Below are 13,913 nucleotides of genomic sequence, written 5' to 3' on the forward strand. Positions count from 1 at the left end.
GCCGGCAGTTAGTTCACGCGCACTATTTCCAGCTCAAACAGCAAATCGGTGTTGGGCGGCACGCGGTATTCCCGGTCGTTGTCGGGGTCGCGCTGGCCGAGCGGGCCGTAGGCCAGCGCGGCCGGTACCCGCGCCCACACCCGCGCGCCGGCCGACAGCAGGGGCAGGAGTTCTTCCCAACCCGGAATGACTTCGCCCCGCCCCAGCCGCAGGCGCAGGGGCCGCCCGTCGGTAGCCGACGAATCGAACAGCCGGCCGTCGGGCATGAACGCGGAGTAGTGCACCACCACGCGGGCCCCGGGGCCCGCAGCCGGACCAATGCCGGGGTGGTGCAGCACGTAGCGCACACCGTTGGGCGTGCGCAGGGTATCGGGTAGCGAAACCAAGGCTTGGGCAGAAGCCAGCAACGGCAGCAGCCACAGCCCCAGCAGGAAAAACGGCCTCACAGCGGCTATTTCACTACGTCGGCCACCACCACGTCGAACATGATGGGCGTGTAGGGCGGAATGCTACCGGTGCCCGAGGGACCGTAGGCCAGGTGCGAGGGCACCAGGAGTTTGGCTTCCTCGCCCTTGCGCAGCTGCGGAAAAGCTTCTTCCCAGCCTTTGATGACGGTGCCGGCTCCTACCTGGAACCCGTAGCACTGGCAAATGGAGTTGTCGTAGGACGAGTCGAAGGTGTTGCCGTTGAGAAACTGCCCCACGTACTGGGCCTTCACTTTGTTGCCTACCTGCACCTGCACGGCGTTGGGGTTGCGCTTGGTGTAGATGATGTACAGGCCCGATTCGCGGCGCACCACATCGGCCGGCGAGTAGTTCTGCTTGGCCAGGTAATCCTTGAACGCCTGCTCGTCGAGGGCTTTGTGCTCCTCGATAAGCTTGGTGTAGGTGTCATCGTCTTTTTTGCAGGAGGCCGTCAGCAGAGCCAGCGGCAGCAGCAAGGCCAGCAACCCACAAAGTGAGCGGCTGAGGGACGGGAAAGGAAATGGGAAAAGCGTACGCATGAGAGTAAGAAAAAAAGCGGGCGGCTGGCCAGAAGAGCCGGCCGCCCGCCTATTGGTTGCATGCAACGCCGGTTAGTTGGCCGGGTTGCCTTGAGGAGCGCCTTGCGGCATGCCGGGCGCGGGGGCCGGCGCAGCCTTCACGTCTACCAGCTCCACGTCGAAGCGCAGCACGGCATCGGCCGGAATATCGGCCCCGGCACCGCGCTGGCCGTAAGCCAGGCCCGAGGGAACCAGCAGCACGGCTTTGGAGCCTTTATTGAGCAGGGCAATGCCTTCGTCCCAGCCGGGAATTACGGCGCCCACGCCCAGCGGGAATTCAATGGGCTTGCCGCCGTTGCCTTTGGCCGACGAGTCGAACTCCTTGCCGCTGAGCAGCGTACCGCGGTAGCCCACGGCCACCGTCTGGCCCTGGGTGGGCTTGGCACCGGTGCCGGGCTGCGTCACGGCGTAGTACAGGCCCGAAGCAGTTTTTTGCGCCGTCAGGTTGTTTTTCTTCAGGTATTCCTGAATGATGGCGTCGTCTTTGGGCTTCTGGGCTTCGCCGTGCTGCTGCTGCTTCACCTGCATTTCCTGCATGGCTTTCTGCTGCGCGGCCATGGCGTCGGCCTGGCTCTGAATGGCGTCTACTTTCACGTAGAGCGTCATGGTGTTGCCGTGCTTTTTGATGGGCGCGGGAGCCGGCTGGCCGGTGGTCTTAATCGAGAGCGAGTCGGCGTTGAAGCGGAACACGGCCGAGTCGCCGGCTTGCAGCAGCGAAATAGCCTCTTCCAGGCCGCCTTTGCGGGCTACAGCCTGCAGCGGCACGCGCACCGGGTAGCCCATCTGCTGCTTGCGCGACTGGAACAAGACCGAGTCCTTGGCCGTGCGGTACTCCACGTGCAGGGCAATAATCTGGCCCAGGCGCTTGCGGTAGCCCGCCGTGTCGCCGTCGGCCGCAATGGTGCGGCTGGTGTACTTGCCGCCTTCGTTTTTGAAGACTTTGTACTCGATGCCCGATTTGGTTTTGGCGAAGTTGGCGCCGCCGGCGTTGTCGCAGGACTGCAGGCTAAGGGCACCGGCCACCAAGGCGGGCCACAACAGAAGGGATGTGCGGAGCATGAAAAAGAGAAGGGATGAAAAAAAGCGGAGGCGAAGGTAGCAAGCGGTGAGTTGGCGGGCCGAGTGCCCTACGGGGCGTTTCCCCGGCCAACGACTCCCGCCGTGCTTACTGGGGCGGGGCCACGGCCAGCGGCGCCGTCACCAGGTCGGCCTGGTAGTCGGGCAGCAAGCTCAGGAATTTCTGCACGGTGGCTTCCAGCGGCTCGTGGCTGATGCCACCGGCGGCGTTGTGGTGCCCGCCGCCGTTGAAGTGGCGGCGCGAAAACTCGCTCACCGAGAACGAGCCCACCGAGCGGAAGGAAATCTTGACGGCCTGCACCCGGTCGATGAGGATGGCGGCAAACACAATGCCCTCGATGCTCAGGGCGAAGTTTACCAGCCCCTCGGTGTCGCCGGTTTTGGAGTGATACTGCTTCAGCTCGTCGGCCGTAATGGCAATGTAGGCCGTGTTGTACTCGCGCAGCACCCGCAGCTTGTCCTTCAGCACAAAGCCCAGGAAGCGCAGCCGCTCCTCGGAGTGCGAGTCGTAGATGCGGCGGTGCACCGACGAGAGGTCAATGCCCGCGTCGAGCAGCTCGGCAATAATCAGGTGCACGTTGCGCGAGGTGCTCGGGTGCCGGAACGAGCCCGTATCCGTCATGATGCCCGCGTAGAGGCATTCCCCAATGGCCGGCGTAATCAGCGCCTGGTCGCCCAGGTCGCGGATAATTTCGAAGATCAGCTCGGCCGTGGCTGCCGCCGTCGGAAACGAAAAGGCAATGTCGGCGAAAGGCTCGGGCTGCTCGTGGTGGTCGACGAGCACCTTGGTTCCCGGTGCCTGGCGCACGTATTCGCCCAGCTCGTGAATCCGGCTCAGGGCCGAGAAATCGAGGCAGAACAGCACCTCGGCCGTGCCAATGATTTCGCGCACCTGCCGGTCGTTGCGGCGTGGGTCGTACACCACCACGTCCTCGTTGCCGGGCATCCAGCTCAGAAAATCGGGGTAGTCCGAAGGCGTGACCACCGTCACGTGGTGGCCCTTCTTGCGCAGGTAGCCTGCCAAGCCCAGCGACGAGCCCAGGGCATCGGCGTCGGGCTTGTGATGGGTAGTGATGAAAACGTGCTTCGGCTCCCGCAGAAGCTCTTTCAGCGCCGTGACGTCGTGCATTGTCGGCTGATAGTTGACTGACTTTGCGGGTCTTAAATGACGCGCAAGGGGGTAAATTTCGGGAATGATTTGCAAAGTTGTGTTGGGTGAACACCGCGCCGGCTACGCTTGGTTCGACGCGGCGGCTATTTGAGCCGTTGCGTGGCGCTTTCGGGCGTAGCTGCTACTTTTGCGGCCGCAAAACTTTTTTCCTGAAGCCGATTGGCCACTGCCGGCCAATCTTCACATAACCCCCCTTATCCCCATGGCCACGAACCGCACGTTCACCATGATTAAGCCCGACGCTGTGCAAGACGGCCACGCCGGCGCCATCCTCGCCGACATCGAGAAAGCCGGCTTCCGCATCGTTGCCCTCAAGAAAACCCTGCTGACGCCCGAGCGCGCCGGCGAGTTCTACGCCGTGCACAAGGAGCGCCCGTTCTACGGCGACCTGGTGAAGTACATGTCGTCGGGACCCATCTACGCTGCCATTCTGGAGAAAGACAACGCCGTAGCTGCATTCCGCGAGCTGATCGGTGCCACCAACCCGGCCCAGGCCGCCGAAGGCACCATCCGGAAGAAGTATGCCAAGAGCATCGAAGCCAACGCCGTACACGGCTCCGACTCCGACGAAAACGCCCAGATCGAAGGCGACTTCTACTTCCCCGCCAACGAGCAATTCTAGCTGCCGGCCGCTGCTCGGCCGCACTAAATGCAGAAAAACCCGCTTTGCACTGTGCAAAGCGGGTTTTTATTTATGCTGTTTTTGTACTGGTTTTATACTGCCGAGCTTGCCATAAGCGGTGTGCCGCTGGCGAGTAACGTCGGCCTAAGCTTGCTCAACCGACAGCACCGGCTCGGTATGTTCGGCGTTGCGCACCTCCTGCGGGTTGTGCTTGTGGCGGAACAAAAGAACAAAGAGCACGGCAATTCCCAAAGCGTACAGGGCAAACGTCAACCAGATGTTGTGCCAGTCCTTGCTTTGGTCGGCGTTGGTGAAAAAACGCTCGATGACTTCGCCGCTTACCAAGCTACCCAGCACGGCCCCGAAGCCGTTGGTCATCATCATAAACAGGCCCTGCGCACTGGCGCGGATAGAAGGAGCCGTTTGCGTCTCGACGAACAACGACCCGGAGATGTTGAAGAAGTCGAAGGCCATGCCGTACACGATGCAGGACAGGATGATCATCCACAGGCCACCGCCGGGGTTGCCGTAGGCGAACAAACCGAAGCGCAGCACCCAGGCAATCATGCTGAACAGCATCACCTGCTTGATGCCGAAGCGGCGCAGGAAAAACGGAATGGCCAGGATAAACAGCGTTTCCGAAATCTGGGAAATCGACATGATGATGGCCGGGTACTTCACTGCCAAGGTGTCTTGGTAGGCCGGGTTGCCAGCGAAATCGTGCAGAAAGGTGTCGCCGTAGGCATTGGTGAGCTGCAGCGCCGCGCCCAGCAGCATGGCAAACAGGAAGAAGGTGAGCATCTTTCTGTCGCGCAGCAGGGCGAAGGATTTCAGGCCCAGCACATCAACCAAAGAGCGGCTCGGGGTGTCGCGCGCGGTGGGCGGGCACTTGGGCAGCGTGAAGGAGTAGATACCCAGCAGGAAGGCCGCGCCGGCGGCTACGTAGAACTGGTTGGCCGACTTCTCGATGCCCAGCAAACTCACCGTCCACATGGCGGCAATGAAGCCGATGGTGCCCCATACGCGGATGGGCGGGTAGTCTTTCACCACGTCCAGCCCCTCGCGTTTCAGCACCGAGTACGACACGGCAATGGACAGCGCCAGCGTGGGCATGTAGAAAATCATGTTTAGCAGCATCACCCAGAACATGGTGCTGGGGTTGTCGACGAGCGGCACCGCACACAGCACCGCGCCGCCCAGAATGTGCAGCACACCGTAGAGCTTCTCGGCATTTACCCACTTGTCGGCCACAATGCCCATGAGCGAGGGCATGAAGATGGACGCAATGCCCATGGTGGAGAAGATGGCGCCAAATTCGCCACCCGACCATTGCTTGGTTTGAAACCAGTACGCGCCAATCGTTATCAGCCAGGAACCCCAGATAAAGAACTGGAGGAAACTTAGTACAGTAAGGCGCAGCTTTGTGCTCATGCGGGCCAGTTGTTAGGGCGGAGGTTGAAATCCCAATCCTAAAGATACAGGATTTCGGTCCGGGGAAATGGTTGGGGAAAAGGGAAAAAAGGGCAGAATAGCGGGGCAAAGGCCGGCCAGTTGGGGTTGCGGCCGTCTTTGCCCAAGGTCATGGTTTCTGTGCCTCCGCCTGAGCCAGGAACGCGGCGCAGTGGAGCCCAGCGGCCAACCCCACAGCCCCTCGCCCTACGCAAGAAGAAGCAACAGAAACGCCAATGCCCGGCAGCGCCGGGCAGAGGGCTTCAAATATAAGTAAATTCCGAAAGCGCATAACCGCTCCGGCGCACCCGCCCCGCGCCTTGCGCCACCGCCTGTCGGGCCTAACTTGAGCCCTCAAACCGCCGTGCCATGCAACTGCCCAATCCTTTTTCCCTGGCTCCCATGCGCTCCGAGCAGGAACTGCAGGCTGCCGAGCCGGAACGCGCCGCCAGCTACCGGGTGGTGCAGCGCATGATTGACACCACCAAAGCCAACCTCGGAGACAACTCTTTTGATTTTTTGCTCTGGGGCTGGCTGGTGCTGGTGGCGGCTTTGGGCCACTACGCGCTGCTCTGGGGGCACACGGCGCAGCCCTGGCTGCCGTGGGCCGTGCTTATGCCGCTGGGTGGCGTGGTGGCCGCCGTGCACAACTTCCGGCGCGAACGGCGCACCACCGTTCCTACTTACCTCGACGACCTGCTGGGCTACCTGTGGCTGGGCTTCACGGTGCTGCTGGTGGCGCTGCTGGCCCTTATGCTCACGGGCCGCATCAGTTTCCAAAGCGGCTTTATTCTCTTCATGACGCTCTACGGGCTGGGCACGTTTGCCTCGGGCGGCGCCCTGCGGTTCCGGCCACTCGTCTACGGCGGGCTAGGAGCTTGGGCGTTTGCCCTATTGGGGTGGTGGGCCAGCTACAGCCAGCTGCTGCTGCTGATAGCCGCCACCGTAACGGTGAGCTACATCGTGCCGGGGTACCTGCTGCGGCGCGGGCATCGGCGCGGAGCCAGCTAGTAGCCGAGGGAGCCGGGCTACCAACGCGGCGTAGCCGAAGCGGGGCGCGTGAGCGAGGCTTTGCGAATTCCCGCGGCGTCGGGTTCGGCGGGCGCGGGGCGGCGCTTCCATTCCCGGTGCGCCGCTAGGTGGTTGCCGCCGCCGAGGGTGTAGCCGATGGAAGCCATGCCGTTGAACACGGAGCCCGGCCCAATCAGGTACCACTGCACATCGGCGTCGAAGGCGTCCCACTCGGTAACGGTGCGGCGGCCCGACGGCTCGCGCACGGTTTCGGAATACGAGCCCACGGTGCGCGGCAGGGGCGTGTACTGCAGGCCCGCGTACACATCAATAACCACGCGGTGGGCGCGGCCGGCCCGAAACTGGTAGCCTACGCCCGCTCCGCCGCCCACGGCATCGAAGCGGCGCGTGATGGGCAGCTCGTATTCGGCGGTAATGCTTTCCAGAAACCCATCGGGGCGGTACACGGTGGCGGTGCGGTCGTAGTTGAACGTGGAGGTGAAGCGGCCGAAGCTCACTTTGCCCTGCACGTAGAAACCGTGGCCGAAACGCTTCGGCGAAGTATAGAAGCGCAAGTAAGGCTCCAGTTTGGGACCGGTTACGTCGCCGAGGTAGTAATAGGAGCCGACCAGACCCAGCCCAAACTGCCGCCCCAGCCCCACCTCCGCTTGCCCGCGCACCTTGTTTATCAGCCCCAGTGGGTTGAAACGCAGGGTAAGTCCCAGGGGAGCCGGGCCCGCAGCCGGCGTGTCGTCAGCGGGCGCGTCCTGAGCCGCGGCGTTCAGGCTAAAAATCAGGAAAGAGAATCCCAGGAGTCGGCGTACTACCCCACCATGCATAAGGACAAGCTATAAGCAGCGGCCCACGGTGGCCGAACGTTAAAAGTAGCCAACCGCCGCCGGGGTGCAAAAAAATACCTCCGGCCACAAAGCCGGAGGTAGTGCTGCTGGGCTGCTACACGCGCAAGCCCGAGCAAGCGGAGCCCAATGAAAGCGGCCAACGCAGTTAGCGCACCGCTTCCACTTCTGCCAGGGCGGGGTAGTCGGTAAAGCCTTGGTGGAAGCCCTCGGGACCGGGAGCGTAGAGCGTAGCCGGGTCAAGCGGGCTGAGCTCGGCGCCGGTGCGCAGGCGCTCCACCAGGTCGGGGTTGGCAATAAACGGCCGGCCAAAGGCCACGAGGTCGGCGCGGCCGCTTTGCAGGGCTTCTTCGGCGCGGGCGGCATCGTAGCCGCCGCTCAAAATGAGGGTGTTGGTGAAGCGCTGCCGCACGGCCGCTACCGTAGCCTCGGGCACGGCCGGCGCGCCCATTGCGCTGTGGTCAACGAGGTGGAGGTACACCAGGTTCAGGCGCTGCAGCTCGGTGGCGAGGTACTCGTAAGTCGCGTCGATTTCGGGGTAGTGCGGCATGTCGGAGGCCATACCCCAGGGCGAGAGCCGGATGCCGGTGCGCTCGGGCCCGATGGCTTCGGCTACGGCCTTGGCTACTTCCAGCACAAACCGGGCGCGGTTTTCCACCGAGCCGCCGTACTCGTCGGTGCGCTGGTTCGATACGGGATTCAGGAACTGCTCCAGCAGGTAGCCGTTGGCGCCGTGCAGCTCCACGCCGTCGAAACCGGCTTCGATGGCCAGTTTGGCGCTGTGCACAAACTCCTGCAGCAAGCCGGGCAGCTCGTCGGGGCGCAGGGCGCGGGGCTGGGGGTGGTCCTGCATCTGCTGCTGGTCGGTCCACATGGTGCCGGCGGCCTGCACGGCCGAGGGGGCCACGACTTCGGCGCCCTCGGGCAGGTTGAGTGCGTGGCCAATGCGGCCGGTATGCATCAGCTGCACGAAAATGTGGCCGCCTTTGGTGTGCACGGCCTGCGTGGTCAGGCGCCAGCCTTCTACCTGCTCCTGGGTAAACAAACCCGGAATGCGGGCGTAGCCGAGGCCGTTGGGCGAGGGCGACACGCCTTCGGAGATGATGAGACCGGCCGAGGCGCGCTGGGCGTAGTACTCGGCAATCAGCGAATTGGCCACGTTGCCGAGGGCGCGGCTGCGCGTCATCGGGGCCATTACCACGTGGTTCTGGAGCGTGTAGGGGCCCAGCTGGGCCGGCGAAAAGAGTTTCTGGGACATGAATGGTAGTGCTTAAGGGCGAACGGTAGGCCCTATAAAGCATCTAAGCATTCAAAAGTTTGGATTGATTGCCGGAATTTTTTTAGCCCAGCTCCCCCAGAAACGCCGACAGCCCGCGCAGGGCTTCGCGGTTGAGGCGCACCAGCACGCAGCGGCCCTGTTTTTGGGTTTCCACCAGCCCGCTGTCGGCCAGCACTTTTAGGTGGTGCGAGGTGCAAGGCTGCGAGAGGCCGGTGAGCTGCTGCACTTCGGCAAACGCCAGCGGCTCGCGCTGGCTGAGGGCCAGCACAATGCCGAGCCGGTATTTGTCGGCCAGGGCGTTGGTGGTTTTGGTGACGAGGGCAGCATCCATGCGGCAAGCAAGTTAGGCAGTAAACAAACCGCAGCCAGCCTTGGGAACAAGACTGGCTGCGGAAAAAGTTTGCCGCCGGTGTCGTAACTCCGGCCAAGCGGTATTACATGGGCGTGGCTTCCTGGAAGCGGCGGTTCACCTCGTCCCAGTTAATCACGTTGTAGAACGCCTGAATGTAGTCGGGGCGGCGGTTTTGGTAGTTGAGGTAGTAGGCGTGCTCCCACACGTCGAGGCCGAGGACGGGAATGCCCGTACAGCCGGCGTCGGGCATCAAGGGGTTGTCCTGGTTGGGCGTCGAGCAGATTTTCACCGAGCCGTCGGCCTGCTTGCAGAGCCACGCCCAGCCCGAGCCGAAGCGCGTGGTGGCGGCTTTGGTGAATTCTTCCTTGAACTTGTCGTAGCTGCCGAAGGACTTGTTGATGGCTTCGGCCACGGCGCCCGAGGGCTGGCCGCCGCCGTTGGGGCCCATCACCTGCCAGAACAGCGAGTGGTTCCAGTGGCCGCCGCCGTTGTTGCGCACGGCCGCCGGGGCCTTGGCAATGTTGTGCAGGATTTCCTCCAGCGACTGGTTTTCCATGTCGGTGCCGGCAATGGCGTTGTTCAGATTCGTCACGTAGGCCTGGTGGTGCTTGGTGTGGTGAATCTCCATCGTCTTGGCGTCGATGTGGGGTTCGAGCGCGTCGTAGGCGTAAGGCAGCTTGGGCAGTTCGAAGGCCATAGTGCTATGGGTTTTGGGGGTTGGAACGAAAAGAAAGGTCAGGGTATAACCGCCGAAGGGGGCCGCGGGTTGCGCCGCCGGGCGGAGGCGGCCAAAAGTAGCTATTTCCGCCGCTCGGCAAAGAAGCGCTGCATGAGGGCGGCGCACTCGTCGGCCAGCACGCCCGTTACCAGCTCGCAGCGCGGGTGCAGCAGCTGGCCGTGGCGGCGGTAACCGAACTTCTCTTCGGGGGCACCGAACACCACGCGCGGCACTTGTGCCCAGGCGGCAGCGCCGGCGCACATCACGCAGGGCTCCACGGTCACGTAGAGGGTGCAGTCGTGCAGGTATTTGTTGCCGAGGTGGTTGGCGGCGGCCGTCAGGGCCAGCATTTCGGCGTGGGCCGTCACGTCGCGCAACTGCTCGGTTTGGTTGTGTCCGCGCCCGATTACCTGGCCGGTGGCGGTGAAGGCTACGACGGCCCCGATGGGAATTTCGCCGAGCTGGTAGGCCAGTTCGGCTTCGCGCAGGGCGTGGCGCATCAGGCGCTGGTCGTGGGCAGGAGGGGTGGACATGGGCGGGCGAAGGTAGCGGAGAAGTGGGGCAGATTCGCACAAAAAAGCCCCACCGGATAAGGGCAGGGCTTTTCTGGTTGGGAAGATGAATTACGAATTACGCCTTTTTCTCCTCCGGTATCTTCACGTTGTCGTCGGGGTTGCGGTCGACGAGCTTGTTGAAGGGGTCAATGCCGGCGCGCTCGGGCTTGGTGGGCACGGTGAATTCGAGGCGGTTGCGGCCGGGCTTCAGGCGGCGCTTTTCCACCAGCAGGGGCACATCCTGCCACTTGCCGTTCACCTTTTTGCGGCCCAGCACGCCCACGTCAATCAGGTCGCGCGACTTCAAATCGGGCGTTTCGTTGCCCAGGGAGTCGGCGTAGAGCTTCTTGGTATCGACAGTGAGCATGACGCGGTACTGGCCGTTGGGCAGCTTGCGGTAGGAGGCCGAATCGACCTTGTTTTCGTAGAGGGTAATCTTCTCAAACAGGTCCGTGACCAGGTACTGCAAGGAGTCGGGCGTGTGCTTGCGGATGTAGCTCAGGAACTCGATGGAGTTGGTGAAGGGGGCGCGCTGGTAGGCCACTTTGTCGCGGTATTCCTTGATGGCGCTGTTCACGGCGGCTTCGCCGATGTAGTCCTGCAGGGCGTACATTACCAAGGAACCCTTGCGGTAGTGGATGTAGGGCTGGTTTTCGACCAGGTACAGCGGCACCTCCTTCTTCTGCTCAAACGAGCGGCCCTGCAGGTAGTCGTCGAGCTCGAAGCGCAGGAACTTCTTCATTTTGTCGGCGCCGTAGAGGTGCTTCATCACCATCAGGGCCCCGTACTGGCTCAGGGTTTCGGCCATGAGCGTGCTGCCCTGCACGTTGCCGCCAATGATTTGGTGGGCAAACCACTGGTGGGCCACCTCGTGGGCCGTCACGTAGAGCGGGTAGTCGATGTCCTTGGGGTCGGTCGAGTCCACGTCGGCCACGAAGCCGATGCTTTCGGAGAACGGAATGGTGTTGGGGAACGACTGCGCAAACGACGAGTAGCCCGGAAACTCCAGGATGCGCACCTGCCGGTGCTGGTAGGGGCCGAAGTGGGCGGTGTAGTAGTCGAGACCGAGCTGCACGCCGCGCACCATGCGCTGGAGGTTGTACTCGTGGCCGGGCTGGTAGTAAATCTCGATGGGCACGCCTTTCCACTGGGCCTTGTGCACGGCGTAGCGGGCCGAGAGGAAGGAGTAGAAGTTGAGAATGGGCGCGTCCATCTTGTAGTGGAAGTAGCGGCGGCCATCCTTCGTCCATTCCTTTTGCAGGTAGCCCGGCGCAATGGCTATCTGGTCGGGCGAGGTGCTGACGGTGGTTTCAAAGCGAATCCAGTCGGCGTCGTTGCTGATGTAGGTGTTCATGCGCGCCGCCGAGTCGCGCACCGAGGCCATGCGCGGTTTGGGCTTCAGGCCTTGCTCTTTACGCGTGTCGTCGTCGTCGAGCTCCCAGTTGGGCTGGTAGCCGATGTGCGGCAGCATTTCGGAGTTCATGAACGTGCCGTTGTAGACGACGGCCGTGCTGGAGCCGCGGTTGGGGAAGCCGGGGTTGGTGTAGCGCAGGTCGAAGTTCAGCTGCACCGAGTCGCCGGGCTGCAAGGGCTGCTGGAGGCGCAGAATGCGGTAGTCGGCGTCGCCGATTTCGTCGTGCAGCACCTCTTTGGCCGGGCGGCCCAGGGTCAGCTGCTTCACCTCGGCGTCGGTCTGGCCCATCAGATGTACCGAGTCGATGGGCTGGCGGGTGCGGTTGACGAGCCAGTAGAAGCCGTGGAACCGCACGTCGCGCTGCTCGGGGAAGATGTCCACGTTCACATTAGCCGCCGTGATGCGCGGCTGCGGCGCCTTCTCAAAGCGCTTGTACTTCTTCTCAAAGTCGGCCGTCAGCTTCTCGCTCTCGTCGGAGGTGCGGTAGGTATTCAGCACGTTGGTGTTGTAGAAAATATAGCCGCCCAGGCCCACGAAAGCCAGCAGCGCCACGCCCGCCACCACGCGCAGCCCCGGCGAAAAGCCGAAGCGGGCCTGCTGCCAGCGCCAGGAAAAGCGGGTTTCGGTGCCGCGCGGCCACAGCAGCGACGAAGCCAGCGCCAACAGCACCGCAAACGCGCCCCAGTAGAGCTTGAAGGCGAAGAACGGCCACACGAAATGTCCGTAGCCGTTCATGGCCGAGTAGGGCGTGCCCGGCGCGCCGTTGAAGGAGTACAGGTTGTGCTCCAGGCCCAGCGTGCCTTTGAAGATGTTGAACACGTAGTAGATGACCATGATGAAATGGCCGATGTACTTGTTGTTGCAGAGCACCTGAATGAGCATGGCCAGCACGCACATCAGCAACATGCCGATGAGGCGGAAGCCGAACAGCTCCTTCACGTACACGTCCAGCTCGTAGTTGAAATAGCCCTTGAAAGTTTGCAGCAGCAGCCCGCACACCATCACCACGGCCAGCAGCACCACCTGAATGCCCATCAGGGCCAGCAGCTTGGCCACGAAGGGCACCCACGAAGGCATGGGCATGGCGTCGTAAATCTGGTTGACTTTGCTGTCCCGCTCGCGCCACACCAGCTCGCCCGAGTAGAACGTGATGATGATGAGTTGAAACAAAGCAAACGTGCCGGCCAGCAGCTGCACCACCACCGGCGTGGTGGGGAATGTGTTGGTGCCGTACATCTGGCCCACCTGCATGCCCGAAATCAGCAGGAACAGCACGCCCGCGCCCACAATACCGATGAAGTACACGCTGCGCACGGTGCTGAAAAACTCCAGTCGCACCAGCCGGCTGAGCTGCTGCCAAGCCAGGCCCGCCGTGAAGCGCGGCGTTACCACCGGCAGCGTCTGCAGCTTGGGCGCGTCGGCCACACCCAGGGCGCCTTTGGGGCGCGGACCCGAATCGGCCTTGTTGGCGAAGCTGAAGCGGAAGAATACGTAGCAGGCAGCCAGCGTGAGCACGCCAATGCCCACCCACAGCAGGCGGTTTTGCACAATCCAGGTGCTCCAGGGCAGCAGCAGGGTGTTCTTTTCGGCGGCCGTCCAGTAGCGCTGGGTCAGGTTCATGGCGGTGCCGCCCAGCGGGTCGAGCAGGTTGCTCAGGGTGTCGTTGTCGAGGTCTTGCTGCAGGCTGCCGCTGATGGTGTAGAGCACCAGAAACAGCACGCCGCCCAGGTAAATGGCCAGCGCCGAGCGCGACAAGGTGGCGCCGGTGAAGAAGATGGCGCCCGTCAGAAACAGGTTGGGAATGACGACGAGCAGGTAGGGCTGCAAATAGGCCGCCAGCGTGTTGGGGCCCAGCTTGTCGGCCATCATGGTGGGCCAGTAGGTAGCCAGCCACGCGCCCAGGGCCCCGCCCAGAAACACGAGCACCGTCATCAGAAACGAGCCCAGAAAGCGGCCGCCGAGGTAGCCGGCCTTGCTGATGGGGGCCGTGTAATAGAGCGAGTGGGTGCGGTGCTCAAAGTCGCGGTACACCGGCGTGCCCATCATCGACGAGGTGATGAGCACCCCAAACAAGCTCAGCACCGTCAGGATCATGTTGACCTGGTAGGGCGAGTTGGCCAGCACTTTGCCCCCGCCCCCGCCGATGGTAATGTTGGCCCCGAAGGCGCCGCCCACGGCCAGCATGAACAGGAAGGCCATGAGGGCCAGCAAAAAGAAGTAGATGTACGTCGCCGGCCGTTTCAGCCGGTAGCGCAGCTCAAAAAGGAGTATTTCTAGGAACATAGTCGACAGTCTCGTTGGCCGTCATGTCGAGCGAAGACGTGACATCTCGCGGGTTTATTCCGGTAGTAAGCTCCTCGTAGAACG

At 62.7% G+C, this 13,913-nt stretch carries 13 protein-coding genes; 2 read left to right on the forward strand and 11 right to left on the reverse strand.

What is annotated here, in order from left to right; genetic code table 11:
• Window positions 1-8 precede the first annotated feature (8 nt).
• From F0P96_RS20095 to F0P96_RS20110, 4 genes are all read right to left on the reverse strand, one after another.
• Window positions 9-446, reverse strand: a complete 438-nt coding sequence (locus tag F0P96_RS20095) for an FKBP-type peptidyl-prolyl cis-trans isomerase (RefSeq protein ID WP_151080789.1) — start codon at window positions 444-446, stop codon at window positions 9-11.
• 5 nt (window positions 447-451) lie between these two features.
• Window positions 452-1,003 (reverse strand): FKBP-type peptidyl-prolyl cis-trans isomerase, encoded by a 552-nt coding sequence (locus F0P96_RS20100; RefSeq protein ID WP_151080790.1) that lies wholly within the window; start codon window positions 1,001-1,003, stop codon window positions 452-454.
• Between the two features lie 72 nt (window positions 1,004-1,075).
• Entirely contained in the window at window positions 1,076-2,101 is a 1,026-nt protein-coding gene (locus F0P96_RS20105) for an FKBP-type peptidyl-prolyl cis-trans isomerase (protein ID WP_151080791.1), read from the reverse strand.
• A gap of 106 nt (window positions 2,102-2,207) precedes the next feature.
• Window positions 2,208-3,248, reverse strand: a complete 1,041-nt coding sequence (locus F0P96_RS20110) for a DHH family phosphoesterase (RefSeq protein WP_151080792.1) — start codon at window positions 3,246-3,248, stop codon at window positions 2,208-2,210.
• Between the two features lie 244 nt (window positions 3,249-3,492).
• Between F0P96_RS20110 and F0P96_RS20115 the strand changes: the two genes are divergently transcribed.
• On the forward strand, window positions 3,493-3,912 hold the full coding sequence (locus F0P96_RS20115; protein ID WP_151080793.1) for a nucleoside-diphosphate kinase: 420 nt from the start codon (window positions 3,493-3,495) through the stop codon (window positions 3,910-3,912).
• Window positions 3,913-4,056: 144 nt separating this feature from the next.
• Here F0P96_RS20115 and F0P96_RS20120 read toward each other — a convergent pair whose 3' ends face one another.
• Window positions 4,057-5,343 (reverse strand): nucleoside permease, encoded by a 1,287-nt coding sequence (locus F0P96_RS20120; RefSeq protein ID WP_151080794.1) that lies wholly within the window; start codon window positions 5,341-5,343, stop codon window positions 4,057-4,059.
• Window positions 5,344-5,730: 387 nt separating this feature from the next.
• Between F0P96_RS20120 and F0P96_RS20125 the strand changes: the two genes are divergently transcribed.
• On the forward strand, window positions 5,731-6,372 hold the full coding sequence (locus tag F0P96_RS20125) for a hypothetical protein (protein WP_151080795.1): 642 nt from the start codon (window positions 5,731-5,733) through the stop codon (window positions 6,370-6,372).
• A gap of 17 nt (window positions 6,373-6,389) precedes the next feature.
• Here the strand turns inward: F0P96_RS20125 and F0P96_RS20130 are convergent, their stop codons facing one another.
• The 6 genes from F0P96_RS20130 to F0P96_RS20155 all read right to left on the reverse strand — a co-directional run bounded on the left by F0P96_RS20130 (window position 6,390) and on the right by F0P96_RS20155 (window position 13,829).
• Window positions 6,390-7,211: a hypothetical protein gene (locus tag F0P96_RS20130; protein ID WP_151080796.1), complete on the reverse strand. Its 822-nt coding sequence runs from the start codon at window positions 7,209-7,211 to the stop codon at window positions 6,390-6,392.
• A 166-nt stretch (window positions 7,212-7,377) separates the two neighbouring features.
• Complete coding sequence (locus F0P96_RS20135) at window positions 7,378-8,487, reverse strand: alkene reductase (RefSeq protein ID WP_151080797.1); 1,110 nt, start codon at window positions 8,485-8,487, stop codon at window positions 7,378-7,380.
• Between the two features lie 82 nt (window positions 8,488-8,569).
• On the reverse strand, window positions 8,570-8,839 hold the full coding sequence (locus F0P96_RS20140) for an ArsR/SmtB family transcription factor (RefSeq protein ID WP_151080798.1): 270 nt from the start codon (window positions 8,837-8,839) through the stop codon (window positions 8,570-8,572).
• 103 nt (window positions 8,840-8,942) lie between these two features.
• On the reverse strand, window positions 8,943-9,557 hold the full coding sequence (locus tag F0P96_RS20145) for a superoxide dismutase (RefSeq protein WP_151080799.1): 615 nt from the start codon (window positions 9,555-9,557) through the stop codon (window positions 8,943-8,945).
• Between the two features lie 101 nt (window positions 9,558-9,658).
• A complete protein-coding gene (locus tag F0P96_RS20150) occupies window positions 9,659-10,111 on the reverse strand; it encodes a nucleoside deaminase (protein WP_235917542.1) in 453 nt (150 codons plus the stop codon).
• 97 nt (window positions 10,112-10,208) lie between these two features.
• A complete protein-coding gene (locus F0P96_RS20155) occupies window positions 10,209-13,829 on the reverse strand; it encodes an ABC transporter permease/M1 family aminopeptidase (protein ID WP_151080800.1) in 3,621 nt (1,206 codons plus the stop codon).
• Window positions 13,830-13,913: the final 84 nt, after the last annotated feature.

The sequence above is a fragment of the Hymenobacter busanensis genome, assembly GCF_008727865.1.
In the GTDB taxonomy this organism is placed as follows: Bacteria; Bacteroidota; Bacteroidia; order Cytophagales; family Hymenobacteraceae; genus Solirubrum; species Solirubrum busanense.

Coding starts and splice junctions, on each gene's coding strand:
- F0P96_RS20100 (WP_151080790.1), bottom strand. CDS start 1,003: ATGCGTACGCTTTTCCCATTTCCTTTCCCGTCCCTCAGCCGCTCACTT.
- F0P96_RS20105 (WP_151080791.1), bottom strand. CDS start 2,101: ATGCTCCGCACATCCCTTCTGTTGTGGCCCGCCTTGGTGGCCGGTGCC.
- F0P96_RS20110 (WP_151080792.1), bottom strand. CDS start 3,248: ATGCACGACGTCACGGCGCTGAAAGAGCTTCTGCGGGAGCCGAAGCAC.
- F0P96_RS20115 (WP_151080793.1), top strand. CDS start 3,493: ATGGCCACGAACCGCACGTTCACCATGATTAAGCCCGACGCTGTGCAA.
- F0P96_RS20120 (WP_151080794.1), bottom strand. CDS start 5,343: ATGAGCACAAAGCTGCGCCTTACTGTACTAAGTTTCCTCCAGTTCTTT.
- F0P96_RS20125 (WP_151080795.1), top strand. CDS start 5,731: ATGCAACTGCCCAATCCTTTTTCCCTGGCTCCCATGCGCTCCGAGCAG.
- F0P96_RS20130 (WP_151080796.1), bottom strand. CDS start 7,211: ATGCATGGTGGGGTAGTACGCCGACTCCTGGGATTCTCTTTCCTGATT.
- F0P96_RS20135 (WP_151080797.1), bottom strand. CDS start 8,487: ATGTCCCAGAAACTCTTTTCGCCGGCCCAGCTGGGCCCCTACACGCTC.
- F0P96_RS20140 (WP_151080798.1), bottom strand. CDS start 8,839: ATGGATGCTGCCCTCGTCACCAAAACCACCAACGCCCTGGCCGACAAA.
- F0P96_RS20145 (WP_151080799.1), bottom strand. CDS start 9,557: ATGGCCTTCGAACTGCCCAAGCTGCCTTACGCCTACGACGCGCTCGAA.
- F0P96_RS20150 (WP_235917542.1), bottom strand. CDS start 10,111: ATGTCCACCCCTCCTGCCCACGACCAGCGCCTGATGCGCCACGCCCTG.
- F0P96_RS20155 (WP_151080800.1), bottom strand. CDS start 13,829: ATGTTCCTAGAAATACTCCTTTTTGAGCTGCGCTACCGGCTGAAACGG.